At 64.3% G+C, this 20,938-nt stretch carries 17 protein-coding genes; 15 read left to right on the top strand and 2 right to left on the bottom strand.

Annotated elements, in window-relative coordinates; translation table 11 throughout:
• The first annotated feature begins 1 nt into the window (after nucleotide 1).
• Entirely contained in the window at nucleotides 2-1,210 is a 1,209-nt protein-coding gene (gene arsK / locus A3840_RS10630) for an arsenite efflux MFS transporter ArsK (RefSeq protein ID WP_067456034.1), read from the top strand.
• Between the two features lie 138 nt (nucleotides 1,211-1,348).
• On the opposite strand, the gene A3840_RS10625 is transcribed toward arsK, so the two are convergent.
• Nucleotides 1,349-2,437 (bottom strand): ROK family protein, encoded by a 1,089-nt coding sequence (locus A3840_RS10625; RefSeq protein WP_067456031.1) that lies wholly within the window; start codon nucleotides 2,435-2,437, stop codon nucleotides 1,349-1,351.
• 400 nt (nucleotides 2,438-2,837) lie between these two features.
• Between A3840_RS10625 and A3840_RS10620 the strand changes: the two genes are divergently transcribed.
• The 14 genes from A3840_RS10620 (at nucleotide 2,838) to A3840_RS10550 (ending at nucleotide 19,489) form a co-directional block, all read left to right on the top strand.
• Nucleotides 2,838-4,745 (top strand): ABC transporter substrate-binding protein, encoded by a 1,908-nt coding sequence (locus A3840_RS10620; RefSeq protein ID WP_205633364.1) that lies wholly within the window; start codon nucleotides 2,838-2,840, stop codon nucleotides 4,743-4,745.
• A 163-nt stretch (nucleotides 4,746-4,908) separates the two neighbouring features.
• Nucleotides 4,909-5,895 carry an ABC transporter permease gene (locus A3840_RS10615; RefSeq protein ID WP_067456028.1) on the top strand — a complete coding sequence of 329 codons (987 nt, stop codon included), beginning with the start codon at nucleotides 4,909-4,911 and terminating at the stop codon, nucleotides 5,893-5,895.
• Between the two features lie 10 nt (nucleotides 5,896-5,905).
• Nucleotides 5,906-7,033 (top strand): ABC transporter permease, encoded by a 1,128-nt coding sequence (locus A3840_RS10610; protein ID WP_067456025.1) that lies wholly within the window; start codon nucleotides 5,906-5,908, stop codon nucleotides 7,031-7,033.
• A gap of 4 nt (nucleotides 7,034-7,037) precedes the next feature.
• Entirely contained in the window at nucleotides 7,038-8,087 is a 1,050-nt protein-coding gene (locus tag A3840_RS10605; protein WP_205633363.1) for an ABC transporter ATP-binding protein, read from the top strand.
• Complete coding sequence (locus A3840_RS10600) at nucleotides 8,080-9,129, top strand: ABC transporter ATP-binding protein (protein WP_067456017.1); 1,050 nt, start codon at nucleotides 8,080-8,082, stop codon at nucleotides 9,127-9,129. Before A3840_RS10605 ends, A3840_RS10600 begins: the two co-directional genes overlap by 8 nt.
• 2 nt (nucleotides 9,130-9,131) lie before the next feature.
• The gene (locus A3840_RS19870) at nucleotides 9,132-10,481 is read left to right on the top strand and encodes an HAD family hydrolase (RefSeq protein ID WP_205633362.1); all 1,350 of its coding nucleotides are present in this window, start codon (nucleotides 9,132-9,134) and stop codon (nucleotides 10,479-10,481) included.
• A gap of 24 nt (nucleotides 10,482-10,505) precedes the next feature.
• Complete coding sequence (locus tag A3840_RS10590; protein ID WP_067456014.1) at nucleotides 10,506-12,959, top strand: hypothetical protein; 2,454 nt, start codon at nucleotides 10,506-10,508, stop codon at nucleotides 12,957-12,959.
• A gap of 75 nt (nucleotides 12,960-13,034) precedes the next feature.
• Complete coding sequence (locus A3840_RS20015) at nucleotides 13,035-14,225, top strand: phosphonate C-P lyase system protein PhnG (RefSeq protein WP_205633361.1); 1,191 nt, start codon at nucleotides 13,035-13,037, stop codon at nucleotides 14,223-14,225.
• The gene (gene phnH / locus A3840_RS10575; protein ID WP_067456008.1) at nucleotides 14,225-14,764 is read left to right on the top strand and encodes a phosphonate C-P lyase system protein PhnH; all 540 of its coding nucleotides are present in this window, start codon (nucleotides 14,225-14,227) and stop codon (nucleotides 14,762-14,764) included. The genes A3840_RS20015 and phnH overlap by 1 nt, the downstream gene beginning before the upstream one ends.
• Nucleotides 14,764-15,843 (top strand): carbon-phosphorus lyase complex subunit PhnI, encoded by a 1,080-nt coding sequence (locus A3840_RS10570; protein WP_067456005.1) that lies wholly within the window; start codon nucleotides 14,764-14,766, stop codon nucleotides 15,841-15,843. The genes phnH and A3840_RS10570 overlap by 1 nt, the downstream gene beginning before the upstream one ends.
• Complete coding sequence (locus A3840_RS10565; RefSeq protein WP_067456002.1) at nucleotides 15,840-16,754, top strand: alpha-D-ribose 1-methylphosphonate 5-phosphate C-P-lyase PhnJ; 915 nt, start codon at nucleotides 15,840-15,842, stop codon at nucleotides 16,752-16,754. The genes A3840_RS10570 and A3840_RS10565 overlap by 4 nt, the downstream gene beginning before the upstream one ends.
• The gene (locus A3840_RS10560; protein WP_067455999.1) at nucleotides 16,751-17,569 is read left to right on the top strand and encodes an ATP-binding cassette domain-containing protein; all 819 of its coding nucleotides are present in this window, start codon (nucleotides 16,751-16,753) and stop codon (nucleotides 17,567-17,569) included. The genes A3840_RS10565 and A3840_RS10560 overlap by 4 nt, the downstream gene beginning before the upstream one ends.
• Before the next feature lie 8 nt (nucleotides 17,570-17,577).
• Nucleotides 17,578-18,315, top strand: coding sequence for a phosphonate C-P lyase system protein PhnL (locus A3840_RS10555; protein ID WP_067455996.1), 738 nt, complete (start codon nucleotides 17,578-17,580; stop codon nucleotides 18,313-18,315).
• The gene (locus tag A3840_RS10550; RefSeq protein WP_067455993.1) at nucleotides 18,302-19,489 is read left to right on the top strand and encodes an alpha-D-ribose 1-methylphosphonate 5-triphosphate diphosphatase; all 1,188 of its coding nucleotides are present in this window, start codon (nucleotides 18,302-18,304) and stop codon (nucleotides 19,487-19,489) included. The genes A3840_RS10555 and A3840_RS10550 overlap by 14 nt, the downstream gene beginning before the upstream one ends.
• Before the next feature lie 8 nt (nucleotides 19,490-19,497).
• On the opposite strand, the gene A3840_RS10545 is transcribed toward A3840_RS10550, so the two are convergent.
• Entirely contained in the window at nucleotides 19,498-20,916 is a 1,419-nt protein-coding gene (locus A3840_RS10545; protein ID WP_067455991.1) for a CehA/McbA family metallohydrolase, read from the bottom strand.
• Between the last annotated feature and the right edge of the window lie 22 nt (nucleotides 20,917-20,938).

Below are 20,938 nucleotides of genomic sequence, written 5' to 3'. Positions count from 1 at the left end.
GATGGCCGATACCCACTCCAACGCCGGGGCCATTTGGGCGCTGGGCGTCACCCAGATCATCGGCTACGGCACCCTGTATTACAGCTTCAGCATCCTCGCTCCCGGCATTGCCGTTGACCTCAATGTGGCAGTTGAATGGATATACGGATGCATCTCGCTGGCGCTGCTGGCCGGAGGCCTTATCTCGCCGTGGGCTGGCGGGCTGGCCGACCGCCTAGGTGCCGGCAAGATTATGTCGGTCGGATCTATCGGCGCGGCGGCCGCTCTGGCTGTCTGCGGTCTGGCAGGCAGCACGATAGAATTCCTGGCCGGCATTATCCTGGTCGAGCTGGCGTCGGCCTTCGTGCTCTATTCGACGGCGTTCGCTTTCCTGGCGCAGACCACCGGTGTCCGCGCGCAGCGCAGCATCACGTACCTGACCCTTATTGCCGGCTTCGCCTCCACGATCTTCTGGCCGCTCACCGCTTTGCTGCTGCAGGCCATGGACTGGCACCAAATCTACTTCCTGTTCGCGGGCCTGAACCTGGCGGTATGCCTTCCGCTGCACCTGTGGCTGTCCCGATTCGCTCGGATCGTGGCCGCCCGCCCGGTGGAAAACACAGCCGTGCCAGCCCTAATGACGGTGGACAACGGCAACCTCGTCTTCGTCCTGATCGTCCTCGGTTTCTCTCTCGCCGGTTTCGTGTCGGCGGCGACGCTGTTCCACATGGTACCCATGCTCGGGCTTCTCGGACTGGGTACCGCGGGCGTATGGGTGGCATCGCTGCTCGGGCCCGCGCAGGTAGCCAGCCGCCTGATCAACATGGCGTTCGGGAAGGATCTGCCGGCCACGGTGCTGGCAGTAGTGTCCGCGATCACGATGCCGGTTGCGCTGGGTACCCTGGCGCTGTCCGCGCCGTCGACCTCCGGTGCTGTAGCGTTCGCCGTCGTCTTCGGTCTGGGCAGCGGATTGTTCAGCATCGTGTCCGGGACCCTGCCGCTGGCGATCTTCGGTAAGGCCGGCTTCGGGAAACGCCTGGGCTGGATCGGAATGGGGCGGCTCGGGCTTTCGGCCCTGGCACCTTTTGCCCTGTCCGTTGCACTCGGCGCCATTGGGCCGCGGCCTTCGCTGGGCATGCTGGCGGGTGCCGGCATGCTGTGCGTCGGCGTTTTCGCCGAAGTCTGGAGGCGCTGCCGGGCTGCTCGCCAAGTTACAGTTGTTCTGGAGTAACGAACTAACCCGAACGAAGTCTGGTTGAGCGTCAGCTTCCGTGTTTATCGCTCTGATATCTGACTGTCCGCTTTCCACCCCAAACCTGCCCCCACCCTACCACACACCCATCCGCACTCTGTCGGTCACCTGCTCCCTTCACGGCATGGGTCCGAACATGTCGTCGAGCATGGCGTTGCGCGCCAGTTCCAGGGCACCGATCAGGCCGGCGCGGCCGCCGGTGCTGCTGCGGGCGATGCTGATGGGGCGTGGCCAGGCGGCGGCGATGCGCTGTTCGACCCGGGCGATGAATTCGAGGCGGGAGCCGATGGAGCCGCCGAACACCACGATATCAGGATCCAGCAGGGCCAGAATGGCCAGCAGGGCGCGGGCGACTTCGGCGCTCACCGCGTCCAATACGGCGACGGCGATGGCCTGGCCGCCCTCGGCGGCGGCGAAGATGTCACGCACGCTGTGATTGGCGTCGCCGCCCGCCGCCACATAGGCCCGGCGGATGCCGGCTTCCCCGACCCGGTCTTCCAGCGCGGCCACGCCGGCGGGTTCGATCCGCCAGAGCGGCATATAGCCCATTTCGCCCGCTCCGCCATGGGCGCCGCGCAGCAGATGCCCGTTGATCATCAGCGCGCCGCCAATGCCGGTGCCCAGGGCGACAAAGGCGACATTGTCCCGCCCGGCGGCCACCCCGCCGCTGGCCTCGGCCAGCAGCGCCAGGTTGACGTCGTTGTCGATCAGAACGTCGATGCCCAGCGCCTCGGCAAAGGCGGCGCGCGCATTGTTGGCTTCCAGGCCCGGCAGGTTGCCGGCCAGGCTGAGTTCGGCGCTGTGCGGATGCACGGCGGCCGGCACGCCCATGGCGGCCATGCGCAGCCGGAAGCGCGGCGTGCCGGCGCGTTCGCACAGGCTTTCGGCCATGCGGTCCAATTGCGCGGCCAGGCCCGCCGTGCCGTCCTGCGCCGTCGGCTCGACGCTTTCGGCCAGGATATGGCCGCGCAGGTCGGCGATGGCGGCGGCCACCTTGGTCCCGCCCACGTCGAAGCCCAGCGCCAGCGCCGCGTCGGCTTTCAGCGCATAGGATAGGTGGGAGCGCCCGGGCGCGCCGCCCAGCGCCCCGTCCACATGGACCATGCCGCGCGTTTCGAGATCGGCCAGCAATTCGGTGACCGCCAGCCGGGAGAGGCCGATACGCTGCGCCAGGGCGGGCCGCTGCAGCGCTTCTCCGCCCATCATCGCCTCGACCAGAAGCCGTAAGTAACCAGCTTGTGAATTTTTGCGCGCTGAAAGTGGCCCGCCATTCGTCAGGACCGGGGGCGGGCTATAGCGCTGATTTAACGGCCAATCTTCCATTCAAGCTCTCCCCTGCCAGCGCGCCGCGCGTCGCAATGACGATACAATGCAAATTTTTTCTTATTGCGCAAAGACCAATGCCGCGCATAGATAGCCCTTGTAACAGCATGAAATGCGGCAAAGAGACAAGGAAATTGTACGGGCCGCTGCTGGAGCGAGAGAAAAAGGGAGGTTGATCGTGAAAATATTTTTGACGTACGATCTGCTGCCCAAGGAGACGGTTTATCCGCGCCGTATGTCACCGGATGGTGACATTGCCGGCCAAGCACGAGGGACAGGAAAAATGATGGGCAAGAATTGGATCGCGCGCCTCGCGGTCGTCGCGCTCGCCGGTACGGCTTTGATCGCGCCGGCCTGGGCGTTTCAGGAAGCGCCGATGCTGGCCGAGCAGGTCGAGGCCGGCGCCCTGCCGCCGGTCGACGAGCGGCTTCCGGTCAATCCGACCGTGGTCAATGCGCTCAGCGTCGGCCAATATGGCGGCACCTGGCACCGCGCCTATAATGGGCCGGGCGATCGCTGGGGTCCCACCAAGCTCATGGAAGAGCGCGTGCTGAAATGGGCCGCCGACGAGAACGGCGTCGCCTATCTCGAGCCGGGCTTCATTGAATCCTACGCGGTCAACGCGGATTCCACCGAGTTCACCTTCACCCTGCTCGAGGGGCTGAAATGGTCCGATGGCCATCCGGTGACCACCGAGGACGTCGCCTTCTGGTATGAGGACGTCTTCCTCAATCCCGCCCTCGTGCCCACCATCGATCCGACTTTCGCGCCGGGCGGGGTGCCGATGCAGCTCGACATCGCCGACGAGCGCACCTTTACGGTCAGGTTCGCCCAGCCTTACGTCTATTTCCTCGAAATCCTGGCCAAGGATTCCACCGGCGAGCCGAGTCTGGATCGTCCCAGCTTCATCATGCCGAAGCATTATCTCAGCCAGTTCAACGACAAATATGCCAGCGAGGACGAGCTCAAGGCCGCCGCCGCCAAGTACAATGTCGAGAAGTGGACCGACCTCTGGGGGTCGCGCGGCAATGTCACCGCCTGGTGGTTCAATCCGGACCTGCCGGTGATCACCGCCTGGATGATCGAGACCCCGGCGCCGGCCGAAACCGTCACCATGGTGCGCAATCCCTATTATTATGCCGTCGACCAGGAGGGCAACCAGCTCCCCTATATCGACCGCATCGCCCATCGCCTGTTCCAGGACAATGAAACGCTCAGCCTCATGGTGGCGCAGGGGCAGATCGATGCCCAGAACCGCTTCATGCAGCTGGCCAATTACACCTTCTACCGCGAGAACGAGGAGCGCGGGGATTACCACACGCTGCGCTGGATCGGCGCCACCGTCTGGTCGCTGATGCCGAACTACAATACCAAGGACGAGGTGCTGCGCACGCTCTACGAGGAATTCGATTTCCGCGAAGCCATGCAATTGGCGGTGGATCGTGAACTGGTCAACGAGCTGGCCTATTCGGGCCTGGCCGAGCCGCGCTCGGTGTCCCCGATCACCGGCTCGCCCTATTTCAACGAAGAGCTCGAAACCTATCTCACCGAATACGATCCGGACCGCGCCAATGAATTGCTGGACGGGCTGGGCCTGACCGAGCGCGACAGCGCCGGCTTCCGCCTGCGGCCCGATGGGCAGCGCCTCACCATCGTCATCGAGGCCTATGACGCGGCCCATTCCAAGAGCCTCGAACTGCTCTCGGGCAATTATGCCGATGTCGGCATCGAGCTGCTGGCCCGCGTCATCGATCGCACCCAGTGGGAAAACAATCGTCGCAACAACGATTTCCAGATGCAGTGGATGCCGTTCGATCGCCTCTCGATCGTGCCGGCCGATCCGCGCCGCATGATGGGCGATGACGGCTACGCCGCCGAATATTTCAAGTGGTACGAGACGGCCGGGGCCGAGGGCGTCGAGCCGGCGGCCGATCACGCCATCCGCGATGTGTGGAAATATTGGGACGAAGCCTCGGAAGCGGCCAGCGTCGAGGTCGCCGATGCGGCGGTCAACAAGATGATCGATACCTTCGTGCGCAATGCCTGGGTCATCGGCGTGGTCGGGGAGGAGCCGGCGCCGATCATCGTCTCCAACAAGTTCCACAATCTGCGCGACGGGCTGGTGCTGGACGATGTGCATCGCGGCAAGGGCATTGCCTATCCGGCCCAGTTCTGGATCGAGCAGGATTAAGAGTTCCCTCGTGAAGGGGGAGGCGGTCCGCCGCCTCTCCCGCCCCGCTGCCGGCAGGGCGCGGCCTTATGCTCCTGCCGAAAGGCAGCCCGCTCGGCCTTGTGCGGCTCCAGCCGCGCCTGGCATTTCCGGAACTGTCCGGGCAGGGGAGACAGGATAGATCATGGTTGCCTTCATTCTGCGTCGTGCGCTTCTGGCGATACCGACGCTCATCTTCATTTCCTTCATCTCCTTCGTCATCATCCAGCTGCCGCCGGGCGATTACGTCACCGCCTATGTCGCGCAATTGCGCCAGTCGGGCGAATATATCTCCGCCATCCAGGAAGCGCAGCTGCGCGAGCAATTCGGGCTCAACGACCCGATGCTGGTGCAATATTGGCGCTGGATTTCCAACATCGTCCTGCGCGGCGAATTCGGCTATTCGCTGGAATGGAATGCCCCGGTCTCTTCGCTGATCTGGGACCGGCTGGGCCTGACGCTGGCCATTTCCTCGGTGAGCCTGGTCATCACCTGGCTCATCGCCATTCCCGTCGGCGTCTATTCGGCCACGCGGCAATATTCCTTTTTTGACCACTTCTTCACCGTCTTCGGGTTCCTGGGCAAGGGCATCCCCGATTTCCTCCTGGCGCTGGTGCTGATGTGGATGGCCTTCGCCTATATGAACCTCGATGTGGGTGGCCTGTTCTCGCCGCAATACCAGAACGCGCCCTGGTCCCTTGCCAAGGTCGTCGACCTCTTGGCCCATCTCTGGATTCCGCTGGTGGTGCTGGCCACGGGCGGCGCGGCGGGGCTGATCCGCGTCATGCGCGCCAATATGCTGGACGAACTCGGCAAGCCCTATGTGGAAACCGCCTATGCCCAGGGCCTGTCGGAATCCAAGGTGGTCTGGAACTACCCCGTCCGCGTGGCGCTCAATCCGTTCATTTCCACGGTCGGCTGGGCCCTGCCGGCTTTGTTCTCGGGCGACATCATCACCGCCGTGGTGCTGAACCTGCCCACCACCGGGCCGCTGCTTTTGCAGGCGCTCAAGATGCAGGACATGTATCTGGCCGGCAGCTTCATTCTCATTCTCAGCGTCTTCACCGTCATCGGCACGCTGATCTCCGACATTCTCCTGGCGTGGTTCGACCCGCGCATCCGCTACGCGTGAGGTCCCCATCATGACCGATCAAGCCATCGCCGCCCCCAAGCGTAAGGACCACAAGGAAGACCTCTACACCGCCAAGCCCTGGCAATTGATCTGGCGCCGCTTTTCCAAACACCTGCTCGCCGTCATTTCCATGTGGTTCCTGGTTATCCTGGCGCTCTCGGCGATCTTTGCCGAATTCGTCGGGCCCTATGATCCGTTCAAGGTGCAGCGCCTGCGCACCCTGGCGCCGCCCACCGGCATTCACCTGTTCCACGAAGGCCAGTTCGTCGGCCCCTTCGTCTATGGCCTGGCCCGCGAGCGCGATCCCGATACGGCCCGCGTCACCTATGGGCCGGATACGGAAACCGTGCTGCCGATCCACTTCTTTTATAGCGGGGATTCCTACCGCTTCTTCGGCCTGTTCGAGACCGATATCCATCTCTTCGGCGTCGACGATAGGCGCGAACAGATCAACCTGCTGGGCACCGACGATCTGGGGCGCGACGTCTTCTCCCGCCTCATCCATGGCGCCCGCGTCACGCTGTCGGCCGGCGTCATCGGGGTGGCCTTCGCCTTCGTGCTCGGCCTGACGCTGGGCTCGATCTCGGGCTATTTCGGCGGCTGGATCGATGGCTCCATCCAGCGCCTGATGGAATTCATCCGCTCCATTCCCACCATTCCGCTCTGGATGGGCCTCGCCGCGGCGCTGCCCATCGCCTGGGATCCCCTCTTCGTCTATGTGCTCATCACGCTGATCCTGGCCTTGATCGGCTGGACCAGCGTGGCGCGCGTGGTGCGGGGGCAGTTCTTCGCCATCCGCAACGAGGATTACGTCATGGCCGCGCGCCTAGCCGGGGCCAGCGAATATCGCATCATCACCAGGCATATGCTGCCCTCGATGACCTCCTATATCATCGCTGCGCTCACCCTGGCGGTGCCGGAAATGATCCTGGGTGAAACCGCGCTCTCCTTCCTCGGGCTGGGCCTCAGGCCGCCCGTGGTCTCCTGGGGCGTGCTGCTCCAGGACGCGCAGAACCTGCGCTCCATTTCGCTGGCGCCCTGGCTGCTCTCACCCGGCGTCGCCGTGGTGATGACCGTGCTCGCCTTCAACTTCCTCGGCGATGGCTTGCGCGACGCGGCCGATCCCTATGGGCAGTAAGATCATGACCAAGTCTCCCGTGCCCCAAAATCCTATGCCAGCAGAGCGCCTGCTCGAACTCGATGATGTCCATGTCCACTTCCCGCTGCGCGAAGGGCTGGTCAAGGCCGTCAACGGCGTCTCCTACCACGTCGACAAGGGCGAGGTTCTGGGCATTGTCGGCGAAAGCGGCTCCGGTAAATCCATCACCGCCCGCGCCATCATGCGGCTCCTGCCCAAGCGCGCCGCGCCGCCCACCGGCTCCATCCGTTTCCGCCCCCGCACCGGCGAGGATTTCGAGCTGTCCGGTCTCGATCGCAACAGCCGCGCCATCCGTCAGGTGCGCGGCCGCCATATCGGCATGATCTTCCAGGAACCGATGACGGCCCTGTCGCCCGTCCACACCATCGGCACCCAGATCATGCGCACGGTGCAATTGCATATGGGGCTGGGCAAGGTCGCCGCTCGCGCCCGCGCCATCGATCTTCTGGCAAAAGTGCAGATGCCGCGCCCGGCGCAGATGGTCGATGCCTATCCGCACCAGCTTTCCGGCGGCATGCGCCAGCGCGCCATGATCGCGCTGGCCATTTCCTGCGATCCCAGCCTGCTCATCGCCGACGAGCCCACCACCGCGCTCGACGTCACCACCGAAGCCCAGATCCTCGAATTGCTGAAATCGCTGCAATCGGAACTGGGCATGGCGATCATCTTCATCACCCACAATTTCGGCGTCGTCGCCGATATCGCCGACCGCGTCTCGGTCATGTATCTGGGCCGCATCGTCGAGACCGCCTCGGTCGACGACATTTTCTACGCGCCCAAGCATCCCTATACCCAGGCCCTGCTGCGTTCCATTCCCCGCCTCGGGGTCGATCAGGGCCGGCGCCTGCCCACCATTCCCGGCATGGTGCCCGATCCGTTCAGCGTGCCCGAGGGCTGCGCCTTCAATCCGCGCTGCGGCCATGCCGTGGCCGGGCTCTGCGAGGTGCGGGTGCCGCCCGAAAAGCGCTTCGGCGCGCAGATGTCGCGCTGCCACATTGCCGATCAGTTCGTCCAGGAGCCCGCCAATGTCTGATCTGCCGGCGACCTCCCTTTCCCTGCCCGATGACGTGCTGTTCTCGGTGCGCGGCCTCAAGAAATATTTCCCCATCCATGAAGGCTGGCTCAAGAAGCATGTCGGTGACGTCAAGGCCATCGACGACGTTTCCCTCGACATCAGGAAGGGCGAAACGCTCGGCCTCGTGGGCGAATCCGGTTCCGGCAAGTCTACCGTCGCCCGCCTCATGCTGCGCGCCTATTCGCTCACCGACGGGCAGATCCTGTTCCGCCGCGCCAATGGCGAGATCGTCGATCTGTCCGGCCTCACCGACCGCCAGATGCGACCGCTGCGCGCCGAAATGCAGATGATCTTTCAGGACCCTTATTCCTCGCTCAATCCCCGCATGACCCTGCTGGAGCTGGTGGGCGAACCCATGCTGATTCACGGAAAGGGCAATGACGGGGAAATCCGCGACCGCGTCGCCGAATTGCTCAAGGTCGTGGGTCTGCGCCCCGAATTCATCAATCGCTATCCGCATGCCTTTTCGGGCGGCCAGCGCCAGCGCATCGGCATTGCCCGGGCGCTGGCGCTCAATCCCAGCTTCATCGCCGCCGACGAGGCGGTCTCGGCGCTCGACGTGTCGGTGGCGGCGCAGAACATCAATCTGCTGCAGGATTTGCAGGAGCAGTTCGGCCTCACCTATCTGTTCATCACCCACGACCTGGGCATGGTCGAGCATATTTCCGACCGGGTCGGGGTCATGTATCTCGGCCGCCTCATGGAGGTCGCGCCCACCGAGGCCCTGTTCTCCAAACCCCTCCATCCCTATACGGAAGCGCTGATGGCCGCCGTGCCGCAGCCCGATCCGCGCGGCAATCGCGCCCGCAAGCGCGTGCCGCTCAAGGGCGAGATCGCCAATGCCGCCAATCCGCCCTCGGGCTGTTCCTTCCACCCGCGCTGCCCCTATGCCCAGCCGAAATGCAGCGCCGAAGTGCCGGCGTTGCGGACGGTTGACGGCGGCCGTCAGGTGCGGTGTCACTTCGCCGAAGAGCTGTCCCTCGTCGGAGCCATTGCCTGACCATGACTGACCAGGATCTTGCGGCGCGCTATGCCCCGCAACTCATGCTCGACCTTGCCGAGCCCTATCGGCCCTACGCCTATGGCTGGACCATTTTCCGCAGCCCCGGAAAATCCCCGTCGAGCAAGTTCGAGGTGGCGCCCGAAGGGGCCTTCGCAATCGAATATGCCATCTATTACGACTGGGACATCGGCCACCTCTACGACCTTGAGCACATCTGGGTCCATGTCGGCGAAGACGGGACAGTCACCAAGGTCGAAGCCTCCTCCCATGGCGGCCGCAAGCTCATGGATATCGGCAACGGCCTGCCTGAATTTGCAGGGGCTGGCTCAGAGGCGGCTCCATCGCCTCCCTCCCCCTTGAGGGGAGGGAATGAGGGCGGGGGTCCATCAGCGAATAACCAAACCACCCCCACCCCGGCCCTCCCCGCAAGGGGGAGGGGGGACACGAACCACTTGCCTTCCCACCCGATCGTCTACGCCGAAGCCGGCAAGCACGCCCATTGGGCCAGCCCCGACCACATGAGCACCGCCGATCGGCAGAAGCTCGGCTTTCTGTGCAGCACCATTGCCGGGATAGAAGGCGTCCATCTCGGTAATCGCTTCGCCCAAAGCGGCGCTTACACGGCCAGTCCGCGCGATCATCGCCTTGCGCGCCTCAAGATGCGCGCCGACGCCTTCGCGCCCCGGCATCGCTACCAGAGGCCCGATGCCGATCCAGTGCTCATGCCCTGGCCCGAACTGGAGGCCGCGATTCCGGGCAGGGTTGAGGCCGAACTCGCAAGCCTGGGGGCAGGGGACAATCATTTCGCCGCCATCTTCCTCGATTGCGGCGATACCCTCATCGACGAACGCACCGAGGAAAAGCGCCCCGGCAGCGAAGTCGTGGTCCGCGCCGATCTCATTCCCGGCGCCAAGCAGATGATGGACGATCTCAAGGCGCGCGGGCACAAGCTGATCCTCGTCGCCGACGGGCCGCGCCAGACCTTTATCAACATGCTCACCCATCACGGCCTCTGGGACCATTTCGACGCCCATGTCATTTCCGAGGATGTCGGCGTTCATAAACCCGATGCCCGCATGTTCGACGCCGCGCTCGCCGCCGCCGGCCTCACCCGCGACGATGCCTGGCGGACGGTGATGATCGGCAACAACCTCTCGCGCGACATCAATGGGGCAAACGCGCTGGGCATCACGTCGGTCTTCATGTCGTGGTCGACGCTGCGCAGTCATGTGCCCGCCGACCTCTCCGAAGTGCCCGATCATCACATCAGGTCGCCGTCCGAATTCGTCGGATTGGTCGATCATCTCGAAACCGCGCTTCAATGGCGGTTTCGCTGCGCTCAACGTTAACAGTCTGCTAACCAGATCGACCCGATGGCCACCTCGATGCTGCACTTGAACAAGAATGACAGTCTCAATGCCTGGGAATTGTCGGCCATCGAGGCGCGCTACTTTCCCGGCGAGCCGGCACCGGCCAACGATCCGCAAAACTATAAATATATCAACGGTTTCGTCGATGTGGGCGATCTGCCCTGCCGCGTCGCCACCTGGAAAGAGGTGGCCAACCGCGTCGTGGAGCTCAAAACCGACTGGAGGATCGACAGTCTCTACCTCCCCGGCGCCAATCGCCGGGTGGAATTCTCCGGTTTCCAGCATCGCCCGACAAGGCTAAGTCGTTGGTGTAGAACCTATATTGCCGCTCCTGCCGACCGCTATTATTCCTTCCGCCTCTTCACCCGCGGTGGCGTGCATATCTGGGTCGACGGCGCGCTCGCCGCCCGTTTCGAGCCCTTCACACGCAACGAGACGCAGCAGAGTGTGGTGCACCTCCCCATCAAGGCGGCGGGAAGCGAAGTTATTGTTTTCACAGAGGAAATGGCGGAGCGCGACGTCAACTGGTTCTTCGAGCTGGTGCTGCTGGACCCGGTTGAACTCACGGTATCGCTGCCCGGCGCCAGCGCCGCCTCGGGCCTCGTCGCGGCGCTCAAGGCCCTCTCGGCCCAGGTCCGGCCCGTTGGCGATGTCGTTGATTCAGAAGGCGTTTTGACGCTGGAATTCGACGACGCGGCCGATATCGACGTCATCATCCGCGCCCGCGTCACCTCCACCTCCCACACCCACGCGGTGCTTTTGGACCGCACGCTGACCCTGCCAGCCGGCGCCACGGAACTCCCCATCTGCCGCGGCAGCGATCTTCCGGATGGCTATCATACTGTGGTGCTTACATTTTCCGCCGACGATGCCAGCGTCGACCGCGTCATCGGCTGCGCCATCCTGCATGATACAAAGCCGCGCGTCTTGGAGGGAGACCTTATCGCTCGCAAGCGGCAAGCGCTTGAATATGCTGCGCAATTCGGCGAAATGCGCATGGGGACCGCGCTGGCCCTGCTGGCCATCGGCCGCTCCGACGATCCTCGCATCCGCCCCATCCTCGAGGAAACCCTCCGCGCCATCGAGGAGCGCCGCGACTGCGCCGATTTCATCGCCGTGCCGCTGCTCTGGGCCTATAAGCGCTATTTCACTGATTTCGCTGATGATTTACGCCTGCGCACCGAGCGGGCCTTGCTCGATTTCCGCTATTGGGTGGACGAGCCCGGCAATGACGCCATGTGGTTCTGGAGCGAAAATCACGCCCTCTGCTTCCATGTCTCGCAATTGCTGGCCGGTCAGCTCTGGCCCGGCGAAACCTTCACCGCCTCCGGCCGCACCGGCCGGGAACAGGCGGGCCTCGCCCTTGAACGCCTCGGTCTCTGGCTCGATGCGGTGGCGGAAGACGGTCTCGCCGAGTGGAATTCGGCAGCCTATTATCCGATTGATTTCATTGGGCTTCTCGCGCTCGTCGAGTTCGCGCCCGAGCCTCTGGCGCAACGTGCCACGGCGCTCTGCGACCGCATCTTCACCATGCTGGCCCTCCACACATTGGCAGGGGTGCCCGCCGGCTCGATGGGGCGTGCCTATGACAAGGAATTGCGCGCCGGCCCGCTCACCGAGCTTGCCCCCTTCGCCGCCATCGCCTTCGGCAAGGGTTGGTTCAATACCGGCGTCGCCGCGCTCCCCATGCTCGCCGCCGGGCGCTATGAACCGCCCAAGGGCTTGACCGCGCTGGCCTTTCCGCCGGAAGGGCAGGTCGTCGAGGCTCGCTATCGGCAGGGCTATGGACCGGCCGCGCTGCTGTCGCTTCACAAGAATGCCCATGTGCAGCTGTCCACCAATAGCGGTGCAAAACCAGGTGCTTACGGCCATCAGCAGCACGTGCTCGATATCCGTTTCGCCAGCCACCCCATGGCCCGCAGCTGGATCAACCATCCCGGCGAAGACGACCCCTGGGGCCATCAGCGTCCCTCCTATTGGGCGGGCAATGGCAGCCTGCCGCGGGTCGGCCAGCACGGACCGGCGGCGCTGCTGCTGTTCCACCTCGCGGGAGCACGGCTCGGCTTCACCCATGTCTATGCCGCAACCAGTGGCATCGAGCATCACCTTAGCGAGGATACGCTGATCCTGCGCAGCGGCGGGGCGATGATGGCCTATAAGGCGACCGGCCCGATCGAGCCGGCCATGGCCGGTCCCGGCGCGGGCATCGAGTATCGCAATCATGGCCTGGTGCAGGGCTGGGCGGCAATCGTCAGTCATTCCAATGACTTGGAAGCCTTCGCCGCCGAGATCGCGGCCAGCGAACTGGTGCTCGATCCGGACGGCGCGCGGCTAAGCCTGCGCCAGCCGGACGGCAAGGCCATGATCCTCGACTGGGCGGAGGGCCTGCGCGTCGATGGCGAGCGCCTGGCCGTGACAGACCTCTCGGCCGTTCCGGAGATCGCTGTTTCGCCCTGAAACGCGGCCTTGCCGGCCGTCATTGGCGTGTCATTTCGGCGGCGTAGAAGGCACTCATTCGAATGAGTGAGTGCCATGCGCCATCAGGGATTGTCCTGGGAAGAAATCCGCGACCGGATCGGTGACGAGATCGCCTCGGGCCGGCTGCTGCCGGATATGCGGCTCCCGTCCGAGCCAGAAATGTGCGTTCTCTACAAGACGCGCCGCCATTCGCTGCGCAAGGCCTTGGCCGCTCTGGTTGCCGAAGGCAAGCTGCGCGTGGAGCAGGGCCGGGGTACTTTCGTGGAGCGGGCGCCGCTCATCGATTACGTCATCGGCGCGCGAACCCGCTTCCGGGCAAACCTCATGGCCCAGGGGCTCGCGGCGTCGGACCAGCGGCTGGAGGAGATGCGGATTGCCGCCAGCCCGCGCGTTGCGGCGGCGCTGCGCATCCCTGCCGGAGCGCAGGTCCATGCCCGCTCCGGCAGGGGTTTCGCCAATGAATTGCCGATCAATCTGAGCTGGTCCTATTGGGATGCCGGGCGCTTTCCCGACATCATCGAGCGCCTGCGCACCTGTCCCTCCGTCACCGATGTCTATGGCTCCTACGGCATTGCCGATTATCGGCGGCTGCGCACCACCATCTTCACCCGCATCGCTTCGGAAACCGAAGCCGGCCTTCTGATGCTGCGGCCGGGCCAGTCGGTCATGGTCGTGCAAAAGATCGATGCCACGCTGGACGGCAGCCCATTGGCTTTTCCGAGGCCGCCTGGGCCGGCGACCGGGTGCAGTTCACCTTCGATACCGATCCTGTTTCATCCCTTCCCGTTGAGAGGAAAGACCATGTTTAACGAAGCCGGCAATGGCGACGACGATCATGGGAGGACGCTGGGCATTCTGGCCCACGCCCGCCCCGACAGACTCAAGACCATAGCCGAAACCCTGCTGGGCGCCATGGGAGATATCGACGTCATCGCCAACCGTACGGGCCTGGTCATGGTGCCGATGCGCGACAGCGTGGAACAGGTCGATTTTCATCTGGGCGAGGTGCTGGTGAGCGAAGCCCATATCGCCGATGCCGAGGGACGCATCGGCTATGGCATGGTCACCGGCCGCGACCTCGAACGGGCCATGGCCATGGCGGTCATCGATCTTCATCTCTTTGTCGTCGGCCCCGACGACACTCTCACCCGCTTCCTGGCCGAGGAACGCGCCCACGCCTTGGCGGAAGACGAAATTCGCATGCGTCAGGTCGAGGCCACCCGCGTCGAAATGGAGACTTTCTGATGCTGAGTGTGGCGCCGCCCGATGCGGCCGAAATCCGTTGCAACGCCGTTTTCGAGGCCTTGCTCTGGGCCGTGTCCCGACCCGGCGAGACGCAGCTTCTGCCCGCGCCCGGCATGGCGGGTATCATCGAGACATTGATCGACCTCGAATGCACCGCCTATGCGGAAGGAGAAGAATTGCGAGCCCGGCTCGCCGCCACCGGCGCGCTTCTCACTGAGGACATCGGGCAGGCGGGTTATGTTTTCGTCGACAGCTTGATGGACTTTGAGGCCTGGCTGCCTGCCGTCAACCGCGGGTCGGCGCTCTATCCAGATGTGGGGGCGACGCTGGTGGCCGCCGCCAGCCATGGACGCGGTTCGCGCCTGCGCCTTACGGGGCCGGGCATTGCCGAAAATCGGGACATCCTCATCGATGTTCCCGCCGGCTTCTGGGACCTGCGAGCGCAGCTCTCGGCCTATCCGGAAGGCTTCGATCTCATTCTGGTCGATGGCGCTTCGGCTATTGCCATCCCCCGTTCCACCCACGTCGAGGTGCTCTGATGGCCTATGTTGCAACTCGTGGCGGCGAAAAGGCCATCGAGCAGGCCGAGCGGCTGTTTCGGCAGGATCTCGGCACGATCGATCCGGATCGCGTCGAAACCATCCGCAGGACCATGCCCTATCTGATCGATCGGGTGATGGGCGAAGCCTCGCTCTATAGCGAGGAACTGGCAGCGCTCGCCCTGGCGCAGACCGGCGGAGAATTGTCCGAGGCGGTGCTGGTGCTGCGGGCCTGGCGCACTACCCAGCCACGCATCGCCATTGCCCGTCCGGTTCAGCAATCCGAATTGCTCACCCAGCGTCGCATCTCGGCGGCGTTCAAGGATATTCCGGGCGGGCAAATTCTGGGACCGACGCTGGATTATGCGCATCGCGTGCTCGCCACCGATGTGCTGGAAGGCCGGCCCTATACGCCGCCCATGGTCGACATGGCCGATCGGCCCGCGCCGCAGCGCCAGCCGGTCCTGGCCGACTGGCAGCGCCAACAGGGCCTGGTCAAGCCCGCCGTCCCGTCCGAAATTGCGCCGGAGGACATTCCCGATCTGACGCGAGAGCCGCTCCTGCTTCCGGCCTCACGCGCCCATCGCCTGCAAAGCCTGGCCCGGGCCGAAACCGGCGGAGTCCTGGCGCTCGGCTATTCCGCCATGCGCGGCTATGGCAATGCCCATCCGACGGTCAATGAATTGCGCCTTGCCGAAGCGGAGGTGGTGGTGCGCCATCCGCGTGGCGCCCAATTTTCCGCCGGTCGAGTCCGCGTCAGCCAGGCCGAGGTGACTTCAAAGGAAAAGGGCGGCTATCTCGAGCTCGGCTATGCCGCCACTTTCGGCTGGAACGAGGTCAAGGTGATCGCGGCGGCCACGCTCGATCTCAATTCGGCCGAAGCGCCGGTCGGCTCGGCCGTGCACGAGGAGTTCTACCTCTATCACACCGAAAGCGTCGAAGCGTCCGGCTTCTGCATCCATTTCAAGCTGCCCCATTACGTCACTTTCCAGTCGGTGCTCGATGCCATGCGCGGTGCCAAGGCGCGGCAGGCCTCCGCGCGGGCGGCGGAGGAAAACCAAGAGGAATCCGTGCCATGAGCCTGGCCACACTCACCAAGCCCTGGGCTGCCACCAGCTATGGCTTTCTCGATGCTTCGGCCAAGCGCGAATTGCGCCGCAAGATGCTCAAGGCCGTGGCGGTGCCCGGCTGCCAGATGCCTTATGCCAGCCGTGAAGTGCCGATGGCGCGTGGCTGGGGTACGGGCGGGCTCCAGGTCACGCTCACGCTGGCCAATCCCGGGTCTGTGATCAAGGTCATCGACCAAGGCGCCGATGACGGGGTCAATGCCGCTTCGATTCGCCGCTTCGTCAGCAGCGTTTCCGGCGCGGCGCAGACCTGGGATACGCTGGACGCCAGCATCATCCAGTCGCGCCATCGCATTCCCGAAGAAATCCTGCGCGAGAACCAGGTCCTGGTGCTGCAGGTGCCCGATCCGGAGCCCCTGCGGGATGTGGAATCCAATATCTCCATTGCCCGGCAGATGCATGCGGACGCCGATTACGGCAAGCTCTGGCTGACGCTTTACGAGCAGATCGTGCGCAAGGGCCGCATCATGCAGGGCGCCTCCTATCCCGCTTTGGTCAATGGCCGGCACGTGATAACGCCCTCGCCCATTCCGCGCTGGGACGTGCCGAAGCTGCATATGTCCAAACACCTGACGATCCTGTCGGCGGGGCGTGAAAAGCGGATTTTCGCGGTCCCGCCTTTTACCAGGGTCGAGCCCTTGGTGTTTTCCGACCGGCCTTATCTGGTCGAGGACCACGCGGGGCTGACCTGCCAGCGCTCGGGGCTATCGGGCTTCTTCATGAACGAATTGCCCATGGATGGCGGCGGCTCGCGCTTCGAAGTGTCTGACAGCAATCTGGGGATCAAGGCGATCCGCCGGACGGAAGGCGAGCCCGATGGCATCGGCGACACCTGGTATCGCAATGGGGAATATTCGGCATGAGTCTCGAAACGTCTTCGGCATTGCAACGGGCCGCTCCACGGCTCATGGCGGATGCACCCGTTCTCACCATGGCCGGCATGTCGCGCGCCTATGGGGCCGTACAGGCCTTGCGCGCGGTCGATGTCAGTGTCTATCCCGGCGAAGTCCTGGGCATCGTGGGGGAGAGCGGCTCGGGCAAGTCGACGCTGCTGCGCATGATGAATCTCGAGGATACGCCCGATAACGGCGATTATCGGCTGCGGCTTCCGGCCCGCGCCGATCGAAATCTCTTCGAGCTGGATCGCTATGAGCGCCGCATGCTCCGCGCCCGCCATATCGGCATCGTCTATCAAAACCCGCATCTGGGATTGCTGATGCATCACAGCTCCAGCGGCAATGTGGCCGAACGGCTGCTGGTCGCGGGGGAGCGCAGTTTCGAGGTTTTGCGCAGCAAGGCGCGCGTGGCGCTGGATGCGTCGGAATTTCCGCTCGCGCGCATGGATGCGCGACCCATCGAATTGTCCGGCGGCATGCAGCAGCGCGTGCAATTGGCCAAGGCCATCGCGCTCGAACCGAGCCTGCTCCTGCTCGATGAGCCGACCACGGGGCTCGATGTGTCGGTACAGGCGCTGGTGCTGGATACGCTGAAGCGCCTGCAGCGCGAACGGCGCATCACCATGGTGCTGGTCAGCCACGATCTCGGGGTCATTCGCACCATGGCCGATCGCGTCATGGTCATGCGTCATGGCGCGGTGGTGGAGCAGGGGCTGGCCGACCAGGTGTTCCAGGATCCGCAGCACCCCTATACCCAGCAACTCGTCCACGCCAAGCTCTAGGAAAAGCCATGAATGCCAATTCGTTCATCTTGCGGGTCCAGGGCCTGGCCAAGACATTTCGCATGTTCCATCTGGAGGCGACCCTGCACGCTTTCGAGGATGTGAGCTTCGATCTCAGCGCCGGCGAATTCCTGCTGCTGCGCGGCCATAACGGCGCGGGCAAGTCGACGCTTCTGCGCACCATCTGGCGCAGCTATCTGCCGGTCGCGGGGCAGGTGCTCTACCAATCGCGCCATGGCGAAATCGACCTCGCCAATGCCGCCGATGTCGATATCGCCTTGTTGCGCCGAGAAGAAATCGGCTTCGTCACCCAGTTTCTCAATGCCCGGCCGCGCGTCGCTGCGCAGGACATCGTGGCCGAGCCGCTGCTGCTGGCGGGGCATGAGCGCACGGCCGCGCTGGAGCAGGCGCGCCATTGGCTGGACCAGTTCGGCGTGCGGCGTGAACTCTGGCGCGCTTATCCCAGTACGTTTTCCGGCGGCGAGCAGCAGAAGGTCAATCTTGCGCGCGCCCTGATCCTGCCGCAGCGACTGCTGCTGCTTGACGAGCCTACCGCTTCGCTCGATGCGGGCGCCCGGGCCGCGCTGGTCAGCCGCCTGGCCGAGCTCAAGGCGCAGGGCGTCGCCATGATCGGGGTCTTCCACCATCCTGGCGATGTGGCGCAGTTGATCGACCGCGAGATCAACCTGGGCACCCGGGTCGTGGCCCCAGCTCAACACGAGGAGCCCCAATATGTGGCTGTCTGATTTCCGTATCGTCCTCAAGGACCGCATCATCGAGAGCGGTGCGCTGCGCCTCGAGGACGGCCTGATCGCCGAAATCCGCGAGACGCCATTTGCCGGCGCCGATCTCCATGGCCAGGGCATGCTGCTGATGCCGGGCATGATCGACATGCATGGCGACATGATCGAGCGCGAAATCGAGCCGCGCCCCAATGTGCGCATGCCGATGGAAATGGGCCTGCGCGATCTTGATGTGAAGCTGGCGACATCGGGCATCACCACCGCCTATGCCTCGCTCTCCTTCAGCCCCGGTTCGACCTATGGACATATGCGCTCCTACGAGTTCACCGGCGAAATGATCCGTGCCGTGCGGGCGCATCGGCACGACATGCTCATCGACCACCGCGTTCATGCTCGGTTCGAAGTGACGTTTCCGGCGGCCTTGTCCGTCGTCGAGGACTTGATCGGGGACGGCGCGGTGGACCTGGTTTCGCTGTGCGACCACACGCCGGGGCAGGGGCAATATCGCGACCTGGCGCTGCAGGCGGCCAATATTGCCAAGGCCAAGGGCGTGTCGCTGGAGGCCGCCGCGGAGCAGTTGCAGCAGCGGATCAGGGAGCGGCGGGGAAGCGCCGGCGATCTCACCGCCACGCTGCGGGCCATAACCCAATATTGCGCGCTGCACGGTGTCCCCGTCGCCAGCCATGATGACGACACGGTCGAAAAGGTGGCGCTGATGCATAGTCTCGGCGCCAATATCAGCGAATTTCCGGTGACGCTGGAGGCGGCCCGTGAGGCCCGGAAGCTGGGAATGTTGACCGCGATGGGCGCCCCCAATGCGCTGCGCGGGCAATCCTATTCGGGCAATCTCTCGGCGCGCGAGGCGCATGCGGCGGGATTGCTCGACCTGCTGACGGCCGATTATCACCCCAGCGCCATGCTGCCGGCTCTGCTGGTGCTGGCCAAGACCGATCCGGAAGGCCTGTCCGGAGCCGCGCGGCTCGCCAGCTTCAATCCGGCCCGTGCTCTTGGTCTCGAGGATCGCGGTGAAATTCGCGAGGGTTTACGGGCCGATCTGGTCGTCGCCGAAGACAGGGGCGTGGGCCGGGTGCGCGCGACTTTCGCGGGCGGTCGCCTCGTGCATTCCGATGGTACGCTAGCCTTTGAGCGCCGCCAGGAGGCCCTGCTTTCGGGTTGAACTGGGGGTCACTCGGTAGAGGCGGGCCGGCCGACATAGATCGGATTGCTCAGGGCCCGTCTAATGGGTTGGTCCCTGAGGTCGACATTGCGGAGTTGCCAGGGAAGTTCGCGGCCTTCGAGCAGAGCGGCGAACTCGGCAAGCATCATGGCGCGGGTGGTTTCAGAGGCGATGATTTCGGCGCGGATGAAGGTTTCGGGCGTGACGGGGATTTCGGTCTGCCAGTCGGCGTTGGTGATTTCGATGCGGGCGATTTCGCCGCTTGCGTCGATGAGGGAGAGGATTTCGCCGGCGGCGCCGCGCGCGGTGACGGACACGCTGGAAATGGTCTCGATCGTGCCGCCCATGGGGGTGCCGTGGGCGTCGATTTCGAGGTGTGGACCGTTGGGGCTTTCGGTGACGTAGCCGTGGCCCGATTTCATGGCCGTGAGGACCGCGTCTTCGCTTAGTTCAGGCAGCCAGAGCACCGTGGTCGGCCGCGCCAGAACCAGGGGGCCTTCGGGCTGCAGATCGACGGGCTGGTGAAAATCCGAACCGCCGATGGCCGAGAGTCTGAGGCCCGAGGCGAGGCGGGCCTGCCATTTGTCGAGCGCGATCCAGTTCCAGGCCAGCCAGGTGGATTGCCAGACTTCCTGGCAATCGGCTTCGGGCAATTCGTAGTCCCAGGCGATGGGCGGCTTGTCGTGATTGATGGAGAGGAGGCCGCCCTTGTCGTGGACCATTCGGGCCAGTGTGTGGGCGTCGGAGGGCCGTGTCATGCGGAAATCGATCCACTCGTCCACGCCATAGACGTTGGCATGGCCTTCGGCGGTAGTGACCTCCATAGCGCGGATGAAAACGAGATCGGGCGACGATTGCGGGTGGAAATAGCGGCGCTGGGTAACAGTGTTGTGATCGGCAATGGCGAGGAAATCGAGACCGGCTTGTCTCGCGGCGCGGTGGAGGGTTTCGGGGGCGCCGCGCGCATCGGAATGGAAGGTGTGGCAATGGAGATCCCCCTTGTACCAGCCGGCGCCCTGGCGCACCGGGAAGGTGCGGGCCGGCTGGGGTTCGAGGATGCGGGGCGAGGAATCGAGGGTGATCGTTACAGTGACGTCGGCGCCGGCCTCAGGAACCTTGTAGAGGCCAAGAATGACGTTCCAGGTGCCGGGCTGGATTTCGCCGTGAATATAGCCGGGTGTGGCATCGTCGGTGGCGATGAAATAGCGGTCGCGGGCGCCGCCGCTCCAGCCGCGAAAGCCTTCGGCGGCCGGATAACCTGTATCGCGTGGATCAAAAGCGCCGAGGTCGATAACGCAATCGTCGGCCTTGGGATAGGCGAGGGTGACGTCGATGCGGGTGGTGCCGGCCGGGACGTCGAAGGGGATGTAGAAATAGGGGCTTTTCGACTGGTCGGCGCGGGTGATGTGGGCAGTAATGGTGGTCATCTGTTGTCAGCACCCTGGCGCT

The sequence above is a fragment of the Devosia elaeis genome (genome assembly GCF_001650025.1).
GTDB lineage: Bacteria > Pseudomonadota > Alphaproteobacteria > Rhizobiales > Devosiaceae > Devosia > Devosia elaeis.
Note: the sequence above shows the minus strand (reverse complement) of the source record. Positions and strands in the feature narration are given on the sequence as shown.